The sequence below is a fragment of the Micromonospora sp. L5 genome (assembly GCF_000177655.2).
GTDB lineage: Bacteria > Actinomycetota > Actinomycetes > Mycobacteriales > Micromonosporaceae > Micromonospora > Micromonospora aurantiaca.
In genome coordinates this window covers 6,107,374-6,131,282 of record NC_014815.1, presented here as the reverse complement: position 1 = coordinate 6,131,282, position 23,909 = coordinate 6,107,374, and the positions used below count along the sequence as shown (strand labels likewise).

24 protein-coding genes and 1 pseudogene are annotated in these 23,909 nt (G+C 72.1%); 13 read left to right on the top strand and 12 right to left on the bottom strand.

All coding sequences use genetic code 11. The features are described from left to right. Nucleotides 1-4 precede the first annotated feature (4 nt). The 6 genes from ML5_RS28300 to ML5_RS28275 all read right to left on the bottom strand — a co-directional run bounded on the left by ML5_RS28300 (nucleotide 5) and on the right by ML5_RS28275 (nucleotide 7,434). Nucleotides 5-976 (bottom strand): sulfotransferase domain-containing protein, encoded by a 972-nt coding sequence (locus ML5_RS28300; RefSeq protein ID WP_013477123.1) that lies wholly within the window; start codon nucleotides 974-976, stop codon nucleotides 5-7. Then, on the bottom strand, nucleotides 973-2,157 hold the full coding sequence (locus tag ML5_RS28295) for an MFS transporter (protein ID WP_013285867.1): 1,185 nt from the start codon (nucleotides 2,155-2,157) through the stop codon (nucleotides 973-975). Before ML5_RS28295 ends, ML5_RS28300 begins: the two co-directional genes overlap by 4 nt. After that, entirely contained in the window at nucleotides 2,154-3,467 is a 1,314-nt protein-coding gene (locus ML5_RS28290; protein ID WP_013477122.1) for a DegT/DnrJ/EryC1/StrS aminotransferase family protein, read from the bottom strand. The genes ML5_RS28295 and ML5_RS28290 overlap by 4 nt, the downstream gene beginning before the upstream one ends. Before the next feature lie 837 nt (nucleotides 3,468-4,304). Continuing rightward, the gene (locus ML5_RS28285) at nucleotides 4,305-5,042 is read right to left on the bottom strand and encodes a serine/threonine protein kinase (RefSeq protein ID WP_013477121.1); all 738 of its coding nucleotides are present in this window, start codon (nucleotides 5,040-5,042) and stop codon (nucleotides 4,305-4,307) included. A 57-nt stretch (nucleotides 5,043-5,099) separates the two neighbouring features. Further along, nucleotides 5,100-6,104, bottom strand: a complete 1,005-nt coding sequence (locus tag ML5_RS28280) for a nitroreductase (protein WP_013477120.1) — start codon at nucleotides 6,102-6,104, stop codon at nucleotides 5,100-5,102. Nucleotides 6,105-6,210: 106 nt separating this feature from the next. Then, complete coding sequence (locus ML5_RS28275) at nucleotides 6,211-7,434, bottom strand: CdaR family transcriptional regulator (protein ID WP_013477119.1); 1,224 nt, start codon at nucleotides 7,432-7,434, stop codon at nucleotides 6,211-6,213. Nucleotides 7,435-7,518: 84 nt separating this feature from the next. On the opposite strand from ML5_RS28275, the gene ML5_RS28270 reads away from it, so the two are divergent. The 6 genes from ML5_RS28270 (at nucleotide 7,519) to ML5_RS28245 (ending at nucleotide 16,394) form a co-directional block, all read left to right on the top strand. Then, a complete protein-coding gene (locus tag ML5_RS28270) occupies nucleotides 7,519-8,610 on the top strand; it encodes a ferredoxin reductase (RefSeq protein WP_013477118.1) in 1,092 nt (363 codons plus the stop codon). A gap of 14 nt (nucleotides 8,611-8,624) precedes the next feature. Continuing rightward, complete coding sequence (locus ML5_RS28265; RefSeq protein ID WP_013285873.1) at nucleotides 8,625-9,764, top strand: acyl-CoA desaturase; 1,140 nt, start codon at nucleotides 8,625-8,627, stop codon at nucleotides 9,762-9,764. Between the two features lie 168 nt (nucleotides 9,765-9,932). Continuing rightward, entirely contained in the window at nucleotides 9,933-11,333 is a 1,401-nt protein-coding gene (locus tag ML5_RS28260; protein ID WP_013477117.1) for a glycosyltransferase family 4 protein, read from the top strand. A 437-nt stretch (nucleotides 11,334-11,770) separates the two neighbouring features. Further along, the gene (locus ML5_RS28255; RefSeq protein ID WP_013477116.1) at nucleotides 11,771-12,964 is read left to right on the top strand and encodes an alanine--tRNA ligase-related protein; all 1,194 of its coding nucleotides are present in this window, start codon (nucleotides 11,771-11,773) and stop codon (nucleotides 12,962-12,964) included. A 132-nt stretch (nucleotides 12,965-13,096) separates the two neighbouring features. Further along, nucleotides 13,097-14,557, top strand: coding sequence for a 26S protease regulatory subunit (locus ML5_RS28250; RefSeq protein WP_013477115.1), 1,461 nt, complete (start codon nucleotides 13,097-13,099; stop codon nucleotides 14,555-14,557). A gap of 16 nt (nucleotides 14,558-14,573) precedes the next feature. Then, a complete protein-coding gene (locus ML5_RS28245; protein WP_013477114.1) occupies nucleotides 14,574-16,394 on the top strand; it encodes an acyl-CoA dehydrogenase in 1,821 nt (606 codons plus the stop codon). A 287-nt stretch (nucleotides 16,395-16,681) separates the two neighbouring features. On the opposite strand, the gene ML5_RS32465 is transcribed toward ML5_RS28245, so the two are convergent. Together ML5_RS32465 and ML5_RS33020 are read right to left on the bottom strand one after the other, a co-directional pair. Beyond that, nucleotides 16,682-17,206 carry a hypothetical protein gene (locus ML5_RS32465; protein WP_168168205.1) on the bottom strand — a complete coding sequence of 175 codons (525 nt, stop codon included), beginning with the start codon at nucleotides 17,204-17,206 and terminating at the stop codon, nucleotides 16,682-16,684. A gap of 195 nt (nucleotides 17,207-17,401) precedes the next feature. Further along, nucleotides 17,402-17,724, bottom strand: a pseudogene (locus tag ML5_RS33020) (HD domain-containing protein); the annotation flags it as partial. Between the two features lie 144 nt (nucleotides 17,725-17,868). Here ML5_RS33020 and ML5_RS28235 point away from each other — a divergent pair. After that, nucleotides 17,869-18,651: an IS5/IS1182 family transposase gene (locus tag ML5_RS28235; protein ID WP_013473716.1), complete on the top strand. Its 783-nt coding sequence runs from the start codon at nucleotides 17,869-17,871 to the stop codon at nucleotides 18,649-18,651. A 68-nt stretch (nucleotides 18,652-18,719) separates the two neighbouring features. Here ML5_RS28235 and ML5_RS28230 read toward each other — a convergent pair whose 3' ends face one another. After that, a complete protein-coding gene (locus ML5_RS28230) occupies nucleotides 18,720-19,466 on the bottom strand; it encodes a GntR family transcriptional regulator (protein WP_013477113.1) in 747 nt (248 codons plus the stop codon). A 204-nt stretch (nucleotides 19,467-19,670) separates the two neighbouring features. Between ML5_RS28230 and ML5_RS32170 the strand changes: the two genes are divergently transcribed. The 4 genes from ML5_RS32170 to ML5_RS32460 are packed head-to-tail and all read left to right on the top strand — an operon-like array spanning nucleotide 19,671 to nucleotide 20,429. Beyond that, entirely contained in the window at nucleotides 19,671-19,868 is a 198-nt protein-coding gene (locus ML5_RS32170; protein WP_143766961.1) for a hypothetical protein, read from the top strand. Further along, entirely contained in the window at nucleotides 19,865-20,044 is a 180-nt protein-coding gene (locus ML5_RS33335) for a hypothetical protein (protein ID WP_013477112.1), read from the top strand. Before ML5_RS32170 ends, ML5_RS33335 begins: the two co-directional genes overlap by 4 nt. Next, the gene (locus ML5_RS28220; protein ID WP_013477111.1) at nucleotides 20,041-20,259 is read left to right on the top strand and encodes a hypothetical protein; all 219 of its coding nucleotides are present in this window, start codon (nucleotides 20,041-20,043) and stop codon (nucleotides 20,257-20,259) included. Before ML5_RS33335 ends, ML5_RS28220 begins: the two co-directional genes overlap by 4 nt. Further along, nucleotides 20,256-20,429 (top strand): hypothetical protein, encoded by a 174-nt coding sequence (locus ML5_RS32460; RefSeq protein WP_013477110.1) that lies wholly within the window; start codon nucleotides 20,256-20,258, stop codon nucleotides 20,427-20,429. Before ML5_RS28220 ends, ML5_RS32460 begins: the two co-directional genes overlap by 4 nt. 30 nt (nucleotides 20,430-20,459) lie before the next feature. On the opposite strand, the gene ML5_RS28215 is transcribed toward ML5_RS32460, so the two are convergent. Then, nucleotides 20,460-21,044 (bottom strand): GIY-YIG nuclease family protein, encoded by a 585-nt coding sequence (locus ML5_RS28215; RefSeq protein WP_041784312.1) that lies wholly within the window; start codon nucleotides 21,042-21,044, stop codon nucleotides 20,460-20,462. A gap of 164 nt (nucleotides 21,045-21,208) precedes the next feature. Here ML5_RS28215 and ML5_RS28210 point away from each other — a divergent pair, with 164 nt between their 5' ends. Both ML5_RS28210 and ML5_RS28205 read left to right on the top strand, forming a co-directional pair. After that, complete coding sequence (locus tag ML5_RS28210; RefSeq protein WP_201766714.1) at nucleotides 21,209-21,553, top strand: helix-turn-helix domain-containing protein; 345 nt, start codon at nucleotides 21,209-21,211, stop codon at nucleotides 21,551-21,553. A 160-nt stretch (nucleotides 21,554-21,713) separates the two neighbouring features. Beyond that, entirely contained in the window at nucleotides 21,714-22,646 is a 933-nt protein-coding gene (locus ML5_RS28205) for an AEC family transporter (protein ID WP_013477108.1), read from the top strand. A gap of 6 nt (nucleotides 22,647-22,652) precedes the next feature. On the opposite strand, the gene ML5_RS28200 is transcribed toward ML5_RS28205, so the two are convergent. Next, nucleotides 22,653-23,306: a Type 1 glutamine amidotransferase-like domain-containing protein gene (locus ML5_RS28200; RefSeq protein ID WP_013477107.1), complete on the bottom strand. Its 654-nt coding sequence runs from the start codon at nucleotides 23,304-23,306 to the stop codon at nucleotides 22,653-22,655. Between the two features lie 143 nt (nucleotides 23,307-23,449). Beyond that, nucleotides 23,450-23,812 (bottom strand): nuclear transport factor 2 family protein, encoded by a 363-nt coding sequence (locus tag ML5_RS28195; protein WP_013477106.1) that lies wholly within the window; start codon nucleotides 23,810-23,812, stop codon nucleotides 23,450-23,452. Between the last annotated feature and the right edge of the window lie 97 nt (nucleotides 23,813-23,909).

Below are 23,909 nucleotides of genomic sequence, written 5' to 3'. Positions count from 1 at the left end.
GTCCTCACCTCTCCGTCTCGCCGACGCGGGCCGCCGCGCCGGGGTACGCCGGGTCGCCGTCCGGCCCGCCGGACCGGTAGCCGTACCGGGTGGACAGCGGCCAGGCCAGCACCGCCACCGCGAGCCGCTGCCGGCCGGTGAGCGTGCGCCGCCACCCGTCGTCGCGGTCCCGGATCACGGTCGGACCGGTCCGGAACCGGTCCGGGTTGCCGGTGACCGTGTGGTTGCCGCGCAGCTCGACGGTCCGCTCCCGTACCGGGTTGGCCGCCGGGTCCACGCCCACCAGCCGCAGCAGGGCGCCGATCGTGCCGGCCGGGTCGGCGGTGAAGTCCTCGTAGCGCAGGAACGCCGACCGGTCCGGGTACCGCCTGTTGATCGCCGCCGACGCGAGGTTGAACCCGTGCCAGTACGCGGTGCTGCGCGCCGCCGACATCGCGTAGACGTACTCCTTCGGCTCCCGCCACGAGTGCGCCACCGCGCGCGGGTCGCGCACCAGGTGCAGCCAGTACGTCTCGACGCCCGGCACGTGCGGCAGCAACGCCGACTCGCCGGGGATCTTGGTGCTGTCCACGATGACCCGGGCGCCGGTGCGCGCGGCCACCTCCCGGTAGACCGCGCCGAGCAGGTCCGCGTGCGCCCGGGTGTCCGCGTCGTACGCGCCCCGGCGCAGCACCCGCCACGTGTGCCGGGTCCGCAGCCGGGCGCGTTGCCGCCGGATCACCTCGGCGGCGTGCGCGTCCGCCGGCATCCCGGCCGGGCGGCCCAGCGGCAGCACCGCCGACCACAGCGGACACGCGGTCAGCGCGGCGCCGCAGCCGCACCTGTCGTTCACCCCGCGCCCGGTCGAGTTCTTCCACAGGAAGTGCAGCTCACCGACGTGCACCACACCGGGCACCTCGCCGAGGACGTTGCCGATGATGGTGCTGCCGTTACGGCACCAGCCGTTGACGCTCAGGACGGTCACCGGTGGGCTCATGCCGCGCGTACCTCCGCCGCCTGGGCGGGCGCGGGCGCCGGCCGGCCGATGCGCAGCGCCATCGCGGCGGCGACGGCCGCGCCGGCCGCGCCCGCGACGAACACCGCCGGATAGCCGAGACCGGCCGCGACCAGGCCGGTCGCCGGCCCCCACACCGCCAGGCCCAGATCCCAGAACGAGGTGTACGCCCCGATCGCCGCGCCCTGCCGCGCCGGGTCGGTGCGGTTCATCACCATCAGCGCCAGCGACGGGTGCAGCAGGGAGAACCCGACGCCCATCACCACGCTGCCGGCCACCGCCACCGGCAGGTTCGGCGCGACGGCGATGACCAGCAGCCCGACCGCCTCGCCGACGCCGCACCAGGCGGCCACCCGGCGCGGGCCGAGCCGGTCCGGCAGGTGCCCGATGACCAGGCGGGTGCCGGCGTACACGGCGCTGAAGCAGCTCAGCACCACCACGCCGTGGCCGATGCCCCGGGCGTCCAGGTGCAGCACGACGAACGCGGCAAGACCCGCGTACCCGGCGGCGCCGAAGGTGAGCGCGATGCCGGGCAGCAGCGCCGGGCGCAGCAGCAGCCCGGCACCCTTGGCCGCGGGTGCGGTACGCGCCGGCGCGGGCACCAGCGCGACGAGCGCCGCGCCGACCGCCGGGGCGACCGCGCTGAGCAGCCACACCGCCGGATAGCCGGCCTGCTGCACTGTCGCGCCGAGGAACGTGCCGGCGGAGATGCCGCCCCACATGCTCACCCCGTACAGGCCGATGAGCTGGCCGCGCCGCTCGTGCGGGGCGAGCTGCACGATCCACACCGCACCGGCGGTGAACAGCGCCGCCTCACCGGCACCGAGCAGCAGCCGGACCGCGACCAGCGCGGGCACGCTCAGCGGGGCCAGGTAGAGCAGGCCGCCACCGGCCACCACGAGCGCCCCGGCCAGCATCACCGTCCGGTGGCCGTGCCGGTCGGCGAGCGCGCCCGCGACCGGCCGGACCAGCAGCGCGGTCACCGCGGTCACCGTGACCACCACGCCGACTGTCAGGTCGCCGGCGTCGTGCCGTTCGCGCAGGAATCCGGGCAGCACCGGGATCACCGCTGTCAGTCCGAGGTAGCCGGTGAACAGTCCGCCGAGCAGCCCGGCGAGCGCGAGCCGGGGCAGGGGCCGGGCGGGGGCCTGCGCGCCGGTCACGACCCGACCAGGGCTGTCTCACGGGCGGCGGCCACCTTGCGGACCGCGCGGACCAGGTCGTCGCAGTCCCCGGGCGTGAGGTTGGACGACAGCGGCACGTCGACGGTCTCGGTCAGTAGCCGTGCGGTACGTGGCAGCGTCGCGCGGATCTCGCCGGGGTCGGCGCTGTCGTACAGGAACCGCCAGTTCCAGAACGCCCGGACGTTGAGGTCGTCGTCCGCGCCGATGTTGCGGGCGTCGACCCCCTCGGCCCGCAGCGCGCGGGCGAACCAGCCCGCGTCGCCGCCTGGTACGCGGAACACGAACGCCTCCCCGAGGTACGCCCCGGGCGCGACCGGCCGCCGGACCGCGATGCCGGGCAACCCGGCCAGGGCGGCGCTGACGTGCGCGTAGTTGCGGTGGAACAGCGCCAGCCGCTGCGGCAGCCGGGTCAACTCGGCGCGCAGCAGTGCCGCCCGGATCTCGTCCATCCGCAGGCTCAGCAGCGGCAGGTCCAGGCCGGTCAGCGGCGGCTCGCCGTCCGGGAAGTGCCGCCGCAGCCGCCCCTCGTACGCCCCGGACAGCGCCACCGCCCGCGCGAACAGCGTGCTGTCGTCGGTGATCAGGAAACCGCCCTCGCCGCAGTTGAGCGCCTTGTCGGACTGGGTGCTGAACGCCCCGGCGGCCCCGAACGTGCCGAGCTTGCGGCCGTTGAGTTCGGCGCCGAGCGCGGGCACCGCGTCCTCGATGAGCGGCACGCCCATCTCGGCGGCGAACGCGGACAGCGCCTCGACGTCGGCGGCGAAGCCGCGCATGTGCACGACCATGACGGCGCGGATCTCGGGGTGCCAGCGGCGGCGCAGGTCGTCGAGGTCCATCCGCAGGTCGTCGTCGACCTCGACCAGGAATGGCCGGCAACCGGCCAGGACAATGGCGCTGGGGGTGGCGACGAAAGTGAATCCGGGGCAGGCCACCAATGATCCCGGCGGCACTCCGGCGCCCATCAGGGCGAGCGCCAGTGCGGCGGTCCCGCTGGAAACGGCCAGCGCGTGCCGGGTGCCGAAATAGCGACACAGTTCGTCCTCGAACCGCCCGCATTCGGTTTCGTTCGGCGGCCGATGGTCGTATCGGAAGTAGAGGTGACTGCGGACGGCGCGAATAGCCGCGTCCTCGTCTTCGGTGTGCACGAAGACCGCGCCCTTGTCGTACGTCGGCCAGGGCGTGCGCCGCACCGGCTGTCCGCCGTGCAGGGCGAGCTGTTCGGGCAGCTCAGAGCCGTTCTGCACCGGCCTCGGCGGGCTCGGTGCGGGAGCGTCGTTGTTCCCGTCCACCGGCGGACTCCTCGGGCGAGCGGCGACAATTCCTATTAGCTCGGTAGGATTGGCCGGGCGTGCGCCGGGCATGGTAGCCCGGCGGAGTCGCAGTCCCGGCGCGATCCCGTCGAGGGGTAAGAAATGCCACCAGATCCGACATTCATGGTACGTCGATCCAGCGAGAGTAATGATTGTCGTCGATCCCGTACTCGTCAACAGATAGACGTGAATATGTTCGGCGCCGGGCCGTGCCGACAGTGGACTATGCGGAATTGTCGCTGCCGTCCCGCTGATCCGTCGGCGTGGCCCGGCGCCTCCGACCGCCGGACCCGGCGCCCGTCCCGTGGCCTCGATCCACTGCCCCAGGGGTCGCCCGGCACGTCGGGCGGCCCCTGGTCGCGCCGGGCCCGATGGCAGCCGGCCTGATCACACCGGGCCTGATCGCACCGGGCCTGGTCGTGCGGCGCCTGATTGCACCGCGCCCGATCGTGCGGGATCAGGCCGCGCCGAGGTCCGGCCGCCGTCGGGACTTGCCGTCACCGACAGTAGCCTCCGCAGCTCCCCGGCAGAACTCACCCCGCGCCCTTTGCTCTGCAGCCATCGGCGCATCGGTGACTCACGGCCACTGCCGCGTATGTGGCTGCAGAGCAAAGGGCGCGAAGGGGTATGCGTCCAGCTCTCGGCTCGCCGCGCATCGTCGCTGTTCAGGAGGATGCTGCGGACAATCCGACCCATTCGGCCTCGGCGACTGCCGTCACCCTCCGTGATTCACTGTCGAATCGGGCCGCGGTAACGGAAAGTTACGCGCAGGGGCGAGCGCGCGTCGTCGAGACCCGGCCTGACAAGGCCCGTCGATCAGGCGGCTCGCCAGGCGCTGACCAGAGCGGCCACTGTGGCGTACCGCGCGGCCGGATCGGACCGGGCGGCCCGGTCGGCGACCGCGCGTTCGGCGGCCGTGCCCCGCCAGCCGGACGGAGCGTCGAGCAGGTGGTGCAGCGTACGACCGAGCGCATGGACCGTGGTGCGCTCGTCGATCGTCGCGCCCCGGGTCAGCTCCTCCGGCGACAGGTAGCGACGGGAGCCGGGCAGCCGGTCGGAGTCGAGCACGAACGGTCCCGGCCGGTACTCGTCCAGGTCGATCAGCCGCATCCGGCGGGCGTCGAAGTCGTAGAGGAAGCATCCGTCGTACAGGTCGACGGCGACGTACCCGGCCGCGCTCACGGCCAGGTGGGCGTCGAGGATGACGTCCAGCGCCGCGCGTACCTCGGCGACCGGCAGCCGCTGGAAGCGGGCCAGCCCGCTCCGGTCGCTGCCGCCGCCGGCTGTGGCGTGGTTGAGCACGACGCCGTCGCACCACGGGTACACCAGCGTCGGGCCGTCGGTGCCGTCGCGGACCAGCTCGGGCCGGACCACTGCCGGGTGCCGGACCGCGGCGTGCAGGCCCAACGCGCGGGTCAGCGACTCTCGCGCCGCGGGTGTCCCGGCCCGCTTCACGAACCAGCGCCGGCCCGCCGACTCCACGCCGTAGGAGACGCATCCGGAGTCCTGGTCGCCGAAGACCACGAACGCGGCGGCCGGGTCCAGATCCCACACGCGTCGAGGCTACGACGACCGCCGCGCCGGCGCGGTGGCCCTCCGGACCGCGCCGGGTCACCGCGGCGGGTCCACCACCTCGATCACGTCGGCGGGCGCGCGGCGCGGCGCCGGCGGCAGCTCCGCGTCCGGGCCCCAGCCGACGCGCACCACCAGGTACGGGTCGCCGATGCCCGCCAGCAGGTCGCGCATCATCCGGCGCGGCCAGGCCAGCTCCACGGCGTCGCTGAGCGGCGCGCTGGCCAGCCCCTCGGCGGTGGCGGTGAGCAGCAGCGCCGACAGCGCCTCGCCGCCGCGCAGCCAGGCGGCCGGCTCGTCGGACTCGCCGAACAGGATCAGGTACGCCGCGCCCCGGTCGAAGTCCGCGCCCGCGCTGAGCCCGGCCGCCCCGCCGGGGGCGTAGTCGCGCAGCGGCACCCGGCGCGGGGACGGCCGCACGGCGGTGGCGGCGGGCACCCCGTCGCCGCTGCCCTCCGGGCGGTGGGTCCAGCGGTGCAGCTCCTCCCGGTACGCGGGGTCGGCCAGCTCCGCGTCGGCGGCGCGACCGGTGGAGACGGCGAGCATCGGCATCTGGTCCGGCCGGACCACGTGCAGGTGCGCGCCCTCGGCCTCGACGGCGTCGCCGAGCCGGGCCAGCACCGCCTCCGGCACCGGCCGGTCCCCGTACGCCCGGCGGTCGGTGCGGCGGCGCGGAATGGCGTCGACCAGGCGGCCCGCCGGGACGTCCAGGTCGGCCGGGCCGGTGGTACGCACCCGGGCCAGCAGCGACGGGTCGCCCGGGTCGGGCAGCCGCTCCACGGTGACCGCCCAGCCGACTGCCGTCAGCGACACGCGCGCGTGGTGCAGGGCGGCGCCGCAGCTCAGCATGAGCAGCCGGCCGTCCGGGTCGGTGTGGGCGAGCTGCCGGTCCGCGTCGGCGCGCAACTCCAGCGCGTCGCCGGTGACCCGCCAGCGCCAGGGCTGGGTGTTGAACACCGACGGGGCGTGCAGGGACTGCCGGGCGGCCGCCTCCAGTACCCGTACCCCCGGGTCCTGCTCGATGCGGGTCGATGAGCTGTTCATGGCGGCCCTCCTGGTTGCTCGTCCCCTTCCGACCCTGCCCGCCGCCGTCGCGGGCGGACAGGGCCGGAGGTCCCGGCCGCACCGGGCCGTGCGCCCCGGCGGGGCGTCAGGCCTCCTCCGGCTCCGGAGGTACGGCCAGAGCGATGGTCAGGTCGAGGACAGTGGCCGGGTCGTGCAGCCGGTCGCCGAACAGCTCCCGCAGCTTGCCCATCCGGTAGCGGACGGTCTGCGGGTGCACGTACAGGTCGGCCGCCACGTCGTCGCGGCGTCCCTGGTGCAGCAGCCACGACCGCAGCGTCTCGGCCAGCCGGTGCGCGGTGGCCGGGGGCAGCGCGGCCAGCGGCGCGAGCGCCTGCGCGCGCAGGTCGGCCAGGGCTTCCGGATCCATGCTGAGCAGCAGCGTCGCCAGGTGGCGCTCGGTGTCGACCGGCCCGGCGTCCGCCTCGCCGAGGCCGAGCGCGAGCGCCCGGGTGGCCCGCTGGTACGACGCGGCGACCCGGTGCCAGGGCCGGGCCGGGCCGAGCACCGCCCGGTGCCCGTGCAGCAGCCGGGTGAGCTGGCGGCGCCGGCCGCCGTGCATGTCCGGCACCAGCAGTACGGCCAGCTCCTCGACCGGGTTCATGCCGGGCAGGTCCTCGCCGCTCTCCAGCGTGTACGGGCTGAGCAGCGCCAGCACCGCACGCAGGTGCCGGCGCGGCAGCAGCACCACTGTGAGGGTCTGCGGCGGCGGCCAGTCGGCGCGCTCCGCGCTGCGCCGCAACGACTCCTCGGGCTCACCGGCCAGCAGTTGCTGGGTGAGCCGTTCCAGGCTGCGGCGGCGCATCCGGCCGGCACTGGCCAGTTCGTCGGCGTGCCCGGCCACGCTCGCCGCGGACAGCTCGTCGATGTAGGCGAACATCAGCTCGGCGAACTCGGCCACCGTCTCGGCGGCCAGCCCGCTGCGTACCGTCGTGGCCGACACCTCGCGCCAGGCCACCCGGGCGCCCACCCGGTACGCGGCCAGCAGCGCGTCCATGCTGCGCCCCGAGCGGGCCTCGCCGCTGCCCAGCGCGTACGCCGCCTCCAGCGCCGGGGCCAGGGGAGTGCTCGGGTCGAACGCCTGGGTACCCTCGATGAGCTGGAGGAACGTGCCGAGGGCGATGCGTACCGCGTTTTCGATCTTCGCCCGCATGGCACCGGTGAGCGCGCCGGAGTAGTCCGGCACCTCAGCGGTGATCGCGGAGACCGTCCGCTCGGCGACCATCGGCAGCCGGGCGCGCAGCGTCTCCGCCACCCCGGCGTCGAGGTTGAGGTGCGCGGCGCGCTGCCCCGTGCCGGCCTCCGACGTCATGTTTGTTCCCTCCGAACAAAAACCTGCGACCGTTTCACCTTTGCCGGTCAAGATGTTATGCGATCGGGCGGTCACGCTGGTCATATGACCACAACTGCCTCCCGTCGCCCTCAGAAGGTCACCTTCCGGGACAGGCTGCTGCGGCTGGCCGGAACGGTCACCACGCCGGTGCTGCCGGACGACTATCTCGACCTGATCGCGCCGCTGCGCGCGGGCGCCCCGCTGCGCGGCAAGATCGTCGCGGTACGCCCGGAGACCCGGGACGCGGCCACGCTGGTGATCCAACCCGGCCGCGCCTGGCAGGGCCACACGCCCGGGCAGTACATCCGCCTCGGCGTGGACGTCGACGGGGTGCGTCAGTGGCGCGCGTACTCGCTCACCTCGCCGCCGGACGCCACGGACGGCCGGATCTCCGTCACCGTGAAGGCCATCCCGGACGGCAAGGTCAGCAACCATCTCGTACGCCGGCTGCGGCCCGGCACGATCGTGCACCTCGACCAGGCCCAGGGTGAGTTCGTGCTGCCCGCCGCGACGCCCGAGAGCGTCCTGTTCCTCACCGCGGGCAGCGGCATCACCCCGGTCATGGGGATGCTGCGCTCCGGGCTGGCCGACCGGGCCGACGTGGTGCTCGTGCACTCGGCGCCGACCCGCGACGACGTCATCTTCGGTACGGAGCTGCGCGCCCTGGCCGACCGCGGCGCGCTGCGTCTGGTCGAGCGGCACACCGACACCGACGGCCTGCTCGACGTCGCCGAACTGGCCGGCCTGGTGCCCGACCACCTCGACCGGGAGGCGTGGGCGTGCGGGCCGATCGGCATGCTCGACGCGGTCGAGGGGTACTGGTCCTCGAACGGTCTCGTCGAGCGGTTGCACACCGAGCGGTTCCGCCCGACGGTGATCACGCCGGGCGAGGGAGGCACCGTGACCTTCACCGGGGCGGGCGTGACAGTCGAGTCCGACGGCGCCACCACACTGCTCGACGCGGGGGAGAACGCCGGAGTGCTGATGCCTTCCGGGTGCCGGATGGGCATCTGCTTCGGCTGCGTCGTACCGCTGCGCCAGGGAGCTGTCCGCGACCTGCGCAACGGCGACGTCACCACTGCCGTACCGGGGGACGGCGTGCTGGTCCAGACGTGCGTGTCGGCCGCCGCCGGTACCTGCGACATCGATATCTGACAGGAGCCACCCACGTGACCGTGATCCAGAAGAAGGCCGTCAACCCGATCGCCCACCTGAGCGCCGAGGACATCGAGATCATCGGCAAGGAACTGGACGCGATCCGGGACCGGGTCCTCGCCGACCGGGGGGAGCGGGACGCCCGCTACATCCGCAAGGTGGTCAAGACCCAGCGGACACTGGAGATGAGCAGCCGTGCGGTGCTGCTGTTCTCGCTGTTCCCGCCGGCCTGGATCGTCGGCACGGCCGGGCTCACGGTCGCCAAGATCCTGGAGAACATGGAGATCGGGCACAACGTCCTGCACGGCCAGTGGGACTGGATGCGCGACCCGAAGATCCACTCCACCACCTGGGAGTGGGACCACGTCTCCCCGGCCGACCAGTGGAAGCAGTCGCACAACGAGCTGCACCACAGGTACACCAACGTGGTCGGCAAGGACAACGACCTCGGGTACGGCATCATGCGCGTGGACGAGGACCAGCCCTGGCACCCGATGCACCTCGGGCAGCCGCTGTGGAACCTGCTCAACGCCGCGTTCTTCGAGTACGGCATCGCCGCGTACGACATGGAGCTGGGCGACCACCTCAAGCAGCGCAAGCTCAAGGACCCCAAGTTCCGGGCCAAGGCCAGGGCCGTCGGGCGCAAGATCCGCCGCCAGGTGCTCAAGGACTACGTGGTGCACCCGCTGCTGTCCGGGCCGTCGTTCCTGTCCACGCTCGCCGCCACGTTCACCGCGAACCTGCTGCGCAACGTGTGGAGCCACTCCGTGATCATGTGCGGGCACTTCCCCAACGGCGTGGAGACGTTCGAGAAGACCTCCATCGACGGCGAGACCCGCGGCGAGTGGTACCTGCGGCAGATGCTCGGCTCGGCCAACATCAGCGGCAGCCGGCTGCTGCACATCATGACCGGCAACCTGTCGTACCAGATCGAGCACCACCTCTTCCCCGACCTGCCCAGCAACCGCTACCAGGAGATCGCCCCGCAGGTGCGGGCGCTGTTCGACAGGTACGGCCTGCACTACACCACCGGCCCGCTGCCCAAGCAGGTCGCCTCCGCGTGGTGGAAGGTCATCCGCCTGTCGCTGCCCAACCGCAAGGACAGCCGGCAGCCGGTCGCCCCGGCCGCGCTGGCCTCCTCCGGTACGGCCTGACCCGCCCGTCCGGTGCACGGCCGGTGAACTTCCACCGGCCGGCACCTGACCGTCGGCTGCACAGTCGGCGTCACCGCAGCTCAGGGCCGGTTTCGCGGCCGTTGTGACGGTCCCGCGTCCCCGTACACTCGCGCCCGTCCGGGCGTACGGGTGAAGGGTGGATCGCCGATGCGGCGCGACGACACGACGCGGCTCGGCCGGCGCGTGGTCATGCTCGTCGACAACGCGGTCGAGGGTGACTCGCGGGTGCAGAAGGCGGCCCGCTCGGCCGCCGACGCGGGCTGGGACGTCACGCTGATCGGCTGCGCCCACGTCGACGCCGAACGCCGCTGGCGGCTCGGCGACGCCGAGGTGCGCGTCCTGCCGCTCGCCGCTGCGCGCGCCACTCCACCGCCCGCCGTCTCCGGCCCGCGCGGCGTGTCCGGGCTGCGGACGCGGCTGGTGGCCCGGGGCGGGTTGCCGTTGCGCGCGGCCCGGCTGGCACGCCGGCCGGTGGAGCACGCCCAGGTCCGCTACTGGCGGGCCCGGCTGCGCGACGGGGCCTGGCGGCGGCTGGAGCCGGGGCTCTGGGACTACGAACGGGTCGCCGGACCGGTCGTCGACGAGCTGCGGCCCGACCTGATCCACGCGCACGACTTCCGGATGCTCGGCGTGGCCGCCCGCGCCGTGGACCGCGCCCGCGCCGCCGGACGTGACACCAAGCTGGTCTGGGACGCGCACGAGTGGCTGCCCGGCGCCCGGCCCCGCCGCGACAACGCCCGCTGGCTGCCCGCGCATCTCGGGTACGTCCGCGAGTATGTCGGCGCCGCCGACGCGGTGGTCACCGTCTCCGACACGCTCGCCGACCTGCTGGTACGCGACCACGCCCTGCCCGAGCGCCCCACAGTGATCCTGAACGCCCCGGTCACCGCCACCCCCGAGCCGACTGCGCCCTCCGAGCCGACCGCCCCCGAGCCCGCAGACCTGCCCGCCCCCGACCTGCGGGAGCGCTGCGGTCTGCCCCCGGACACGCCGCTGCTCGTCTACAGCGGGGCGATGGCCGCCCAGCGCGGCGTGGACACGGTGGTCGAGGCATTGCCGCTGCTGCCCGGCGTACACCTGGCCCTTGTCGTCGCCGACCCGGACGCGGCCTACGTCCGCCAGGTCGTCGCCCGCGCGGCCCGGCATCAGGTGGGCGACCGGGTGCACGTGCTGCCGTACGTGCCGCACCGGCAGCTCGTCGCGTTCCTCGCCGCCGCCGACATCGGGCTGATCCCGCTGCACCACTGGCCCAACCACGAGATCGCGCTGATCACGAAGTTCTTCGAGTACGCGCACGCGCGGCTGCCGATCGTGGTCAGCGACGTACGGACCATGGCCGACACGGTCAGGGCCAGCGGGCAGGGCGAGGTGTTCCGCGCCCGCGACGCCGCCGACCTGGCCCGCGCGGTACGGGCCGTGCTCGCCGACCCGGCCCGCTACCGCGCCGCCTACGAGGGGCCGGACTCGCCGCTGCCCGGGTGGACGTGGGAGGCGCAGGCCGAACGCCTGGACGCGCTCTACCGCTGCCTGCTCACCCCCACCCGCTGACGCCCGCCGCCCGCCCGGGTGGAACGCCACGGGTGTCTCCGGCCCGTTTTGACACCCGTGGCGTTCCACCCGCGCCTTTGGGGGGGCATGGTCAACTCCAGCTCGGCGAAATGGCGGCATCCGAGGGCCGGTGACCCCGCCTTCTCGGGGGAGTTGCGTTGATCTTGCGCCGGCGCGGGGCACGGGGCGCACGGGGCACGCGGGCGCGCGGAAAAGGGTTGGGCGGGACGGTGCGGGGCGGGCTACCGTCGGAGTATGCAGAGCAGGCGTACCTTTACCGCCGCGGCCGCGCGAGCTTCCCGCTCGCCGGCTGCCGCCGCCTGACCTGCCCCACACCCACGCCGGCGACCGGAAACGGTCCGCCGGCGTCGTCGTGTCGACGCCGTGAAACGCGCGCGGCGGGCCGTCCGGTCACCCGTACCCGGAAGGCACCCACCATGACACCCGACGAGATCACCCGGACGTTCCTCGACCACTACCAGCGGCACGACCATCGGCGTGCGCCGGAGAGTTCGCTCGTTCCGCCGCCCGGCGACCCGGTGCTGTTCACCACGTCCGGCATGCACCCGCTCACGCCGTACCTGCTGGGGCGCCCGCACCCGGGCGGACGGCGACTGGCGAACGTGCAGCGGTGCCTGCGCACCACGGACCTGGACGAGGTGGGCGACAGCACCCACCTGACCGTGTTCCAGATGCTCGGCTCGTGGTCGCTCGGCGACTACGACATCGCGACGAGCCTGCGCTGGGGCTTCGAGCTGCTCACCGACGGGTTCGGCATCCCGGCGGGGAAACTGCACGCGACGGTGTTCGGCGGCGACGACCGGCTCGGCCCGGACGACACCGCGCGGGACACCTGGACCGGGCTCGGCGTCCCGGTGGAGGCGCTCGGCGAGGACAACTGGTGGTCCAACGGCCCGACCGGCCCCTGCGGACCGGACTCGGAGATCTTCGTGTGGACCGGCGACGGCCCGCCCACCGGCACACCGAGCACCGACGTGCGGTGGGTGGAGGTGTGGAACCACGTGCAGATGCGCTACCACAGGCACCCCGACGGCCGGCTCACGCCGCTGCCGCACCCCAGCATCGACACCGGCATGGGCCTGGAACGGCTGGAGATGGTGCTGCGCGGCGACCGGTCCGTGTTCACCGGCGACGGGCTGCGGCCGTGGGTGGACGTCGTCCGCGACCGGTGGGACCTGCGCGGTGAGGACCTGCGCGTGGTCTCCGACCACCTGCGGTCCGCGGTGGTCGTGCTCGGTGACGGGGTACGCCCCGGCAACACCGGCCGCGGGTACGTGCTGCGGCGGCTGCTGCGCCGCGCGCTGACAGTGCTGTGGCGCGACGACCCGGCGCGCACCCTGGACGAGATGCCACCCCGGGTGTACGCGGACACGCTGCGCCGCTTCCGCCAGCTGCCCGATCCGAGCATGCGGCCGGTCGACGTCGGCTCGCTGCACACGACGCTGGTGGACGAGGAACGCCGCTTCCGTGGACTGCTGCGACGCGGACGGCCGCTCGTGGACCGGGTACGGGCGCGCGGGCCGCTGACCGAACGCGACTACCACTGGCTGCACGACACCCACGGGCTGCCCCGCGACCTGGTCGACGGCCTGCTCGCCGAGGCGAGCTGAGCGACGGCCGGGCGGGCGGCGGCCAGGTCAGCGGCGGCGGCGCAGCGGTGGCCGCCCGGCCGGGCCGGTGCCAGACTCGGAGGCGGACGCCACGCGAGGGAAGCGGACGCCGCCGCGAGGAGAGGGCTGCCGATGACCGAGGTACGGCCGGACGAGGAGACGGTGCCGCTGCTCGGCGCCGAGGTGCGCATCACCGACGCGGCCGGGCTGCTCGCCGCCGCCGTCGACGGGCCGGTGGACCTGCTGTCCGGCGGCGACTTCCCCGCCCCGGTGCGGGAGGTCCGCTGTACCGTGCGCGCCGACACCGCCGCCGAGCCGCCGGTGCACCGCTTCGAGGCGTACCTGCGGGTGGAGGCCGCACCGGCGGGCCTGATCGCCCTCGGGCTGGCCGGGCCGGTCGGCCTGCTGCTCGCCGAGCGGCTGGCCGCGCGCGGCGGCGACGGCCCGGCCGCCGCGGTGGGCCGGATCGCGGCGGAGGCCGGGCGGCGGATCTGGCCTCGCCCGGTCGCCACGCTCGTCGCGCCGCCGCGCGACCCGGCCGGCCGGGAGGTGCTGCGCGCCGCCGAGGAGGCAGGGCTGCGCCCCCGCGTCGACCAGGACAACGGCACGGTACGCATCCGCGCCGACGTACCGAGCGCGGAGGTGGATCCGGCGCACCTGCGGGCGATGCTGGGCCTGCTGCTCCAGGCCGTACGCGAGTTGTCCGGCGACAGCGAGGAGCCGGCGGTGCTGCGCGGACGGACGTACCTCGTGGGGCGGCGACCGGTCACGGTGGCCGGGCCGCCCAGCGCGGCGGTGACCCTCGACCAGGTCGGCGGCCTGCCCGACGTGGTCGCGCGGTTCCGCGAGGTGGCGGTGTCGTTCCGGCACCCGCAGGCGATGGCCCGCTGGGGCGCGCGCAGGCCGCAGGGCATCCTGATGTACGGCCCGCCGGGCACCGGCAAGACGATGCTGGCCCGCGCGCTGGCGAACGAGGTCGGCGCGGACTTCGTGGAGATCCGTACCCCGGAGATCCTGGACAAGTACCTCGGCGGTTCGGAACGCAACATCAAGCGCATCTTCCGGGAGGCACGCCGCTACCGGCGGCCCACCGTGATGCTGTTCGACGAGTTCGACTCGATCATCAGCTACGCCGGTGCCGGCGGTGACGCGGCCAGCCAGGCGGTGAACGCGGTCGCGGGCATCTTCAAGCAGGAGATGAACACGCTGTTCGAGGAGAACCCCGACGTCATCGTGGTCGCCACGACCAACTTCCCGCAGCGCGTGGACGCCTCACTGATCCGCTCCGGCCGCTTCGACCTGAAGATCGCCATTCCGGCACCCGATGAGGCCGGACGCGCGGAGATCCTCACCAAGATGGTCCGCGAACTGATCGACCGGCACGAGCGGCCGGGCTTCAAGATGTTCGCCGACGACCTCGACCCGGCCGCGCTCGCCGCCGACACGGCCGGGCTGACCGGCGCGGACCTCCGGGAGGCGCTGCGCCGGGTGCAACTCGCCAAGGCGCTCCGGGAGGCGGCGGAGGGTGCGCCCCCGGCTCCGATCGGTCAGGATGACCTGCGGGAGGCCGTCGCCGGGTTGCGCCGCGGCTGACCGGAAGGAGTCCACGTTGTCCTCGTCCGATCTGCTGCTGTCCCGCCGTGACCTCGCGTTCCTGCTGCACGACTGGCTGGACGTGGCGCGGCTGACCGAGCGGCCCCGCTATGCCGAGCACTCCCGGGAGACCGTCGACGAGGTGCTGGACCTCGCCGCCCGGGTCGCCGCCGAACGGTTCGCCCCGCACAACCGGGCCGCCGACACCGGCGAACCCACGTTCGACGGGCAGCGCGTGCGGACCATCCCGCAGGTGAAGGCCGCCCTGGAGGCGTTCGCCGAGACCGGGCTGCTCGCCGCCACCATGGACGAGTCAGTGGGCGGCCTGCAACTGCCGCACACCGTGGCCGCCGCCGCCTTCGCCTGGTTCCAGGCCGCCAACGTGGGCACGTCGGCGTACCCGATGCTCACCCTCGGCAACGCCAACCTGCTGCTCGCCCACGGCAGCGCCGAGCAGATCGACACCTGGGTACGCCCCATGATCGAGGGGCGGTTCTTCGGCACCATGTGCCTGTCCGAGCCGCAGGCCGGCAGCTCCCTGGCCGACCTGACCACGCGGGCCGAGCCGCAGGACGACGGCACGTACCGGATCGTCGGCACCAAGATGTGGATCTCCGGCGGCGACCACGAACTGGCCGAGAACATCGTGCACCTGGTGCTCGCCCGCATCCCCGGCGCGCCGCCCGGCGTGAAGGGCCTGTCGCTGTTCATCGTGCCGAAGGTGCTGCTCGACGACGACGGCAACCTCGGGCCGCGCAACGACGTGGTGCTGGTCGGCCTCAACCACAAGCTCGGCTACCGGGGCACCACCAACACGCTGCTGAACTTCGGCGAGGGCGTGCACCGGCCGTACGGGCGGGCCGGGGCGGTCGGCTACCTGGTGGGGCAGCCGCACCAAGGGCTCGCGGTGATGTTCCACATGATGAACGAGGCGCGCATCGGCATCGGGGCCGGCGCCACAGCGCTCGGCTACACCGCGTACCTGAAGTCCGTCGCGTACGCCCGGCAACGCCCGCAGGGACGGCCGGTCGCCGACAAGGACCCGACCACACCGCAGATGCCGATCGTGGCCCACAGCGACGTACGCCGGATGCTGCTGGCCCAGAAGAGCTACGTGGAGGGCGCGCTCGCACTGGTGCTCTACTGCGGACGGCTGCTCGACGAGCAGAAGACCGCACCCGCCGAGGCCGACCGCGAACGGGCACAGCTGCTGCTGGACCTGCTTACCCCGATCACCAAGAGCTGGCCGGCGCAGTGGTGCCTGGCCGCCAACGACCTGGCCATCCAGGTGCACGGCGGGTACGGCTACACCCGCGACTACGACGTCGAGCAGCACTGGCGGGACAACCGGCTCAACGCCATCCACGAGGGCACCCACGGCATCCAGGCGCTGGACCTGCTCGGCCGCAAGGTCACCATGCGCGACGGGGCAGCGCTGGAACTGCTGCTGGAGACCATCCGCGGCACCGTGACCCGGGCGTGGAAGGCCGAGGGGTTCGCCTCGGAGCTGGCCGGTCAGCTCGGCGCGGCGGTGGACCGGATCGCCGTGGTGACACGGCGGTTGTGGGCCCCTGGTGATCCGGAGCTGGCGCTGGCGAACGCGTCGGTGTACCTGGAGGCGGTCGGGCACGTGGTGATCGCGTGGATGTGGCTGGAGCAGGTGCTGGTGGTGGAGGCGCTGGGGTCGCCGGAGGGGGCCGAGGGGGAGTTCCTGGCGGGGAAGAGGCAGGCGGCTCGGTACTTCTACCGGTGGGAGTTGCCGAAGGTGGGGCCGCAGTTCGACCTGCTGGAAGGGCTGGACCGGACCACGCTGGACATGCGGGAAAGCTGGTTCTGAGGGGTGATGTTTGATAGAGGCAACGGCTCGATCGGTTCAGCGATCATCGGACCCTGCTTCGCAGGGAAACTGTCTGCAGCTGGCTCGCGCCTTCGCTGGCGGGTTCCGCGCGGCTGCAGCCTTTGTGGTAGACGGGATGCTGCCTCCTCAATGGGATCCCGACCTAGTTCCTCGGCTTTCGGCGTGGGTCGGCTACGAATATCTAATATAAAGCATCGTTAACTTCGGGGCCTGGGGGTTGAGGTTAGTGTTGCGCTTGTTCGAGCCTCTTCTTTTCTGTCTGTCAGCTAGTCAATCAGGCGAACGCAGAGGCCGGAATTTGGTCCGGGTGGCAGTCCGAGAAATGTATCCATTCCGACATTTGTCCGGAGATCCCGAAGCAACTCGGCTGGATCGACGACGTTCCCAATCTTGGCCTCCGACTCTAGCCGGGGGTTTTTAACGAGCTTTGCTCGGTATACGCGAACTTTGGTTCCCCGGTTGAGCGCTTGGACGCAGACTGCCCTCATGTAGAAGCGGATGAACTCGCCTTCGGCCAAGGTTTCAGCCGCATTGACTGGGATGTTCTTTTCGTATGGCCGTCCGTTGCGGTGGAAGATTTCTCGACTGTTGAGCAAGGCCTCGGTTCGTATGCGGGCTGCTAATGATGCGGGATCGCCGTTTCTTGCGGCATCGATCAAAATCTGAGGCCATTGGGTTGTGCCGGGGCCATTCAGGCGCCGACTTAGGAAGAGGGTTCCCGCCTTGATATCCGCCTCAACTTCGGTGATCATCACTGTGCGCGTTGCGTCGGTCAAATCGTAAAGTTCCATGGCGCAGCCTTGATCTTGAGGGATGAAGATAGAAGTGTACTTTGAGTGTCGGCTGTGGAGCAAGCGCGGTCGACGGGTGACGATCCGGTTTTGCGGCGAGTTCAGGCGCGAGATGTATAGTAAACTCGCTCCCGTTTCAGGATTCCGGAAATCCGAAGCAGGTGCTAGAGAGGCAGCTAATAGTGCTGCGCCGCCGGGGCGGGGCGGATTTAGACATGCCAGTGGAGTGCTGGTGAGGGCGGCGTCGACGAGATGTTGGCGGACGCCATCTTGAGCGCCACCCGCGAGCTGTCGATCCAGCGCTGAACGCCTGCGACTCCCTCGCGGAGGTACTCGACAGTTTGTGCGAGGCGCTCCACCTTGTCCGCGTCATGGGCCACGACCGCGAGCATCATCCGATGAGCGCGGTGCGGAACGAGTGCTCCGCGATCGACTCAGGGTGCCTCACGCCGGCGAACCAACGTCCAATGCGGGCGGCGGCGCTTGAGCACGCCGGCCTCGAAGATGAAGCTCCGGATCCTGCATGATTGTTGCTCATTGAGCCATTTTCATCGTGACGGCGCAGGTCACGGGCGGTGTGGGAGGCCGGTGTCCAGGTAGGGCGAGGCTCCCGGTAAGACAGCAATCGACCAAGATCAGATGCCCCAACCGGGAGCCTCGCTGTGCTGTCTTACCCTGCCGCGATTCCGTTGTCCACCCGCAGCCTGAACCACCTCGCCGCCCTCATCCGAACCCGCCGCCAGCAGCAACGGTCTCGGTGGCGACGCCTCGACCCCGGCCGGCAAGCCCTGCTCGCCCTGGCCCACCTGCGCAACGGCGACACCTACACCCGCCTGGCCGCCGGATTCGACATCGGCGTCATGACCGCCTGGCGTTATGTCCGCGAGGCCATCGACCTGCTCGCCGCGACCGCCGACGACCTGGCCACGGCCATGACCAGGATCCGTCTGCTCGCCTACGCAATCCTCGACGGCACCCTGATCCCGATCGACCGGGTCGCCAACCAGAAGCCGTACTACTCCGGAAAACACAAGCGTCACGGCGTGAACGTGCAGGTCATCGCCGACGCGGCCGGGCGTCTCGTCTGGGCCTCGGCCGCGCTGCCCGCCTCGACGCACGACCTGACCGCCGCCCGCACCCACGGCATCATCGACGCCCTGGCCAGCACCGACGTGATGACCTTCGCGGACAAGGGCTATCAAGGCGCCCCCGGCAGCGTGCGCACCCCGTTCAAGCGGCGCCGCTTCCGGCCGAAGCTGTCACGCCGGCAGAAGGCCGTCAACCGAGCGCACGCGAAGATCCGCGCCCGCGGCGAACGCGCGATCGCCACCCTCAAGACCTGGAAAATCCTGGTCAAGCTGCGCTGCTGCCCACGCCGAGCGACCGCGATCGTGCAGGCCATCCTCGTCCTGCACCGCGTCGAAGCCGACCGCCACGCAGGATGAAAATGGCTCATTGGGAGCGCCCTAACGTTCGGCGAGCTTGTCGGCATCGCGCCACCCTCGTCAACTCCTCAATCGATGGGGAGGCGGTAGACGAGGTCGTATCGGCCGCCGGGCAGCACGATGTCGGCCGTCTCCACCGGCGTGCCGCTCGCGGTGTAGGTCCGCTCGATGGTGTGCACGAACGTGCGGGCCGGCAGGTTAAGCGCCTCGACCTCGTCGGCGGTCGCCGAGCGAAGGCTGACACGCTCCACGACCTCGTCGACCCGCACGCCGATGGCGTCCATGCGTGCGACCACGCCCTTGATCTCTCCGTCCTCGGGCCACTCGACCGGAGTGCCCTGGGTGACGGCGAGCGGCTCGTACGACACGGAGAGCTGTATCGGTTCGCCGTCGGCGAGGAAGCGGTACGACGTCCGCATCACTGGCGCTCCCGGCTCGATGCCGAGCCGCGCGGCAATCCGCTCATCGGCCTGCTCGTGTCGGCTGTCGTGCTCCCACGTGCCGTGCTGCCCGGCGCCGGCCGCGTCGCGGGCGAACGGGGAAGTCGGGCCGTCGCCGGAGCGAACGTCGCGGCCTCGGGCGTGACGGACCAGCCGGGTGGTGTCTCGGACGTATACGCCGGATCCAGCGCGACCCTCCACGATGCCCTCGCCCTTGAGGACGGCGATGGCCCACTTGGCGACGGTCCGGCTCACGTCGTACTGGCGCATCAGGCCGGATTCGGACGGCAACTTGGCTCCAGCGGGGAGTTCTCCGGACAGGATCGCGGCACGTAGGTCGGCGGCGATCGTCAGGTAGGCAGGCGTGTTCGGCATGTCGGCGGTACCTCCGGTCAGCCCGCCCAGTCGACCACAGACAACCTGGTGTGCCAAGTTCGCGCGCCTCTCTTGCCGACCCCAAACCTGGTGCACTAGGTTCTGTGGCTGGCGACCCGTTACCGCTCGGCTCCGGTCAGCAACCACGCCTTGCGGTAATGGGGAGCCCTTACACGTCATTGGCTGGCTGACGATGGAGACGCGATGGCGGCGAGCATCACCGAACTGCTCAAGCGGTTGCGGCGTCGAACGGAGTCGCGAGAGCGGCGAGCTGGGCAGGCCATCCAAGAACGCGAGCAGGCAGAGGCGCAACGGCGGCTGCTTGATCAGGCCGCCCGGTTACGAGACGCGCACCGTCATGACGAGCCGCTCGCAAGCAACGGCCCGAAGGAGCCGGCATGACCGCCGGGGGTGAAGCGGCGATCCTGGCGGTGCACGTACGGGGCCTGGACGGGATGTGCGTGGGTTGCCGGCTGTGGTGGGCGCGCCTGACTCCGTACCCCTGCTGGCAGGTTGCGTGGGCGACCAGCCGGCAGGCGCGCGCGAGCGTCGCCCGCTTCCTGGGGGTGCGCGGGTGAGCACCCACGGGCCGGTGCTGCCGGTCTGGACGTGCGGTGGGTGCGGTGCGCCGTGGCCGTGCGCGACGCGGCGGCGGGAGCTTCTTGCGGAGTACGAGGGTGCGCCGGTGTCGCTGGCGGTGTACCTGGGGGCGCAGTTGGTGCGGGCGACGGCGGACCTGAGCTGGGCGCCGGCCGGGACGTTGCACCGGCGGTTCCTGGGGTGGCTGCGGTGAGCGTGTTGCGGGCAGGGGACGAGAAGTTCCACTACAGCGACGGGTCGCATCGGTGGACGGCGCCGGATCCGGAGTACGACCAGGAGGTGTGGGAGGAGCAGGTCCGCCAGCACAAGCTGGGTCACCTGCGCAACGAGCGCCCGAAGGTACGCATCCGGCGGATCGGGTGATCCCGGCGGCGTGCCGGGCTGCGGCGTTCGCTAGGGCTGGGCCGGGCCGCTGCTGGTGTTGTACGAGTTCTTGGCGGCGACCACTGCGGCCTGGATGTGCTCGGGGTCGACGCCGTGGACGTTGAGCGGCGGGTGCAGACGCCTGACGAGTTCGGCCTCGATGATCGTCGGCTCGGGGTCCTCCGCCCAGGTCAGGCGCAGGTGCTCGTGCATCCACGCGGTCAGCCGCGTCTCGTCCTCGGGCACCAGGACGACACGGTCGGTCCAGGTGGTGCGGTAGCCCTCGGACACGAGGAGGCCGGCCAGCGTACGGCGCAGGGTCGAGCTGCCCGAACGCCGAAGATGGTTGCGCAGGATCCGGCCCCGCAGGCTGGTCGCCCGGCCGAGATAGAGCATCCGCCGCGACGGGTCGCTGTCGTTCGGCGGTCCGGGGAGGTCCGGGAGGACCGAGGGAGCAGCCCACCAGGCGTACACACCGCTGCCACGGCTGAGCCGCTTGACGGCGACGTCGAGGGCGACCGGCACGCCGGCGAGCAGCCGTAGGGCCTCGTCGACCCGTTCTTCGTCGGTCGGGACGTCGGCGGTTCGCCGTTCGGGGATGCTCACCGGGACCATCCTAGGCGCTGGGCGGGCCGCGATCGGGTGGCAGGGCGACCGGACGCTCCCCGCCGCAAGGCTCCGGGATGCCGACAGGGGGCAGGCGGCGCGCCGGCGGCACGGGGCGAGCCAGGACGCGCAGCGTCGACGAACCGCAGTGTCCATGTCGGTAGTCTGGCCGGGTGAACCATGACGCCGCGTCGATCCTGCGTGGCCTCGCGGCGAACCGTCGTCTCACCCCACGAGCGATCAGCCGTGCCTCTGGCCGAGCTGAATCGACGATCCGGCAGCTTCTCAGTGGTGCCGTCCCGCCAGGAGCCGACGTCCTCCACGACATCGCTCCTGCCTTGCAGATGCCGGTGGCGGACCTCTTGGTGATCGCCGGATTGCCCGTCGTGGATGTCTCCGCGAGGGAAGGCGCCTACGCGGCGAGCCAGGAGATCGGCAGGCTGGTAGCTGTTGCCAGCCGGCTCTCATCGGAGCAGGTGCGGGAGCTGATCACGCGTGCGGAGGACCAGGTTGAGTGATATCTCGCGACCTGCTCGACAGGGGGAGCAGAGGTGACCGAGGCGCCTGCGCGCTCCGCGGCAGATCAGCGCACCTGATCTTGGCCGGCGTTTCTCGGCTCGTACGCTCCGGACGTCCGCCGGTCCCTGACCTGGCGCGACGCTCGCCGGTGACTCCCGTATGAGCCTGGTGTCGGCGTTCGTACCGATCTGGATCCTCACCGCCGTCGGCTACGCGGCCTGCCGTTGGGGCCTGCTGGGCGAGGCGGCGGCGTCGGTGCTCGGCCGGTTCGTGTTCCACCTCGCGATGCCGGCCGCCCTGTTCCTGGCCCTGTCCCGGATGCCGCTGTCCGGGTTTGCCGGCCGCTCGCTGCTCGCCTTCGCGGTGAGCACCGTCGCGGTCGTCGGGTTCGGGTGGGCCGGCGCGAGCCGGCTGTTCGGTCGCGGGCCCGGCGAACGGCCGATCTGGGGCATGGCCGCCGGGTACGTGAACTCGGCGAACCTCGGCATCCCGATCGCGACGCAGGTTCTCGGCGACGTGTCGTTCCTGGCGGTGGTGGTGCTGCTGCAAGTGCTGGTGGTGGCGCCCGTGATCCTGGTCGCCCTGGACCGGCGCAGCGACCCGGCCGGGCGGATCAGGGTGCGCCGGATCGCCTCCCTGCCCGTACGCAACCCGGTGATCCTGGCGTCGCTGCTCGGTGTCGCGTGCTCGGCTGCCGGCCTGCGCCTGCCGTCGGCGGCCGCCGCGCCGCTGACGCTGCTGGCCGGTGCCGCGGTTCCGGCCGCCCTGGTCGCGCTCGGCGCGTCGCTGCACCGCACGGCGCCGTCGCGGGCAGAACCGGCCGAGCCGGCCGGGGCGGCCGAGCTGGCCGCGGTCAGCGCGCTGAAGCTGGTCGCGCAGCCGGTCATCGCGTACGCGGCCGGGCTGGCCCTGCACCTGTCCGCGCCGCAGCTGCTCGCCGTGGTGGTGTGCGCGGGCCTGCCGACGGCGCAGAACACGTTCATCTTCGCCCAGGAGTACGGCGTCGGCGAGGCGGTGGCCAACCGGGCGGTGGTGGTGACCACGACGCTGTCGTTGGCCACACTGGCCGTGGCGGCGACGCTGCTCGGGTAGCCACCGCTACGCGGGGAACCGCCTCCAGTGCCCCTCGGAGACGACCTCGACGGTGCCGTCGGTCACCTTGATGGCCGTCTGGTCGTCGATCGCGTACGCCGGACCGGCGATCTCGGCCGCCCACTTCTCGGCAGCGGCCATGGTGTTGTCCGGTTCGAGGCCCAGGTGCGGGAAGATCGAGAAGTCGACGAGCCCGAGCGTGCGGTCGTCGGGTGCGGACTGCCACTCGACGAAGTCCGCACCGATCCGGGGGGTCAGCACCATGCTTCCCGCACTCAGCCCCACCCAGACGGTGTCCCGCAGTGACGGCAGGAGGTCCGCCAGCCCGGACTGCCGTATCCAGTGGCACAGGTACGTCGCGTCGCCGCCGTGCACGAGCAGGACGTCGGCCTCGCGGACCCAGGGGATCCAGTGCTCCTGGCCGATGCTGGGCAGCGCTGTCAGTTCGAGGACGCCCAGCGACTTCCAGCCCAGGCCGCTCATCGGGAGCGGCGTCTGACCGGTGATGAAGCGCCAGGCCGAGGCCGGTCCGCCCATCGGGTAGGCCGCCGTGGGGATGCAGAGGGCGCTGGATTCGGCGATCGGCTTGCCCAGCAGGTCGACCAGCGCATCACGGATGCTCGGGTTCTGGACGCCTGCGGATGTGAGGAGAAGTTTCACGCTTGCCTCCTGTACGTAGCGGTCATGACGCTCTTCCCCCGAGAGTCGGGAGATCGGGTGCACGGGAATACAGACCGGACGCCGAAACGAAACTCATCGCCGATTCGGATGCATGACCAGCGGACGCCGATAAGGACGTGGCGTCACTCGCGGATCTCCATCTCCGTCACCAAGCCGTCGTCGAGGCGGTAGACGTGCGTGACGGTGTGGTCGGCGAGCTTCGCTCCGGCCTTGTCGTGGACCACCTGATGAACGGTGACGGCGATGCGGCCGTCGGCCTCCGTGCGGAACGCGGTCGGCGTGACGACGGGCTCGATCTGGTCCCACTGTCGGCGCCAGTAGGCACCCACCTGGTCCCGGCCGCGAACGACGCCTCCTTCCCAGCCGTTGGGCCACGAGACGTCCGGCGCCATGGCGGCCAGCAGAGTGGGGATGTCACGCCTGTTGAAGGCCGCGTAGAGGTTCGTGAGCAGGGCCTGGGGAGTAAGGCGTCCGGGCGGATCCATCCAGCCAGCATGGCCGGTGGACGAGACCTCATGAAGCCCACTTCGCGGTCAGCAGAACGCGCGAGCGTCCGGCTGGAATCGTGTTCATAGACTCCCG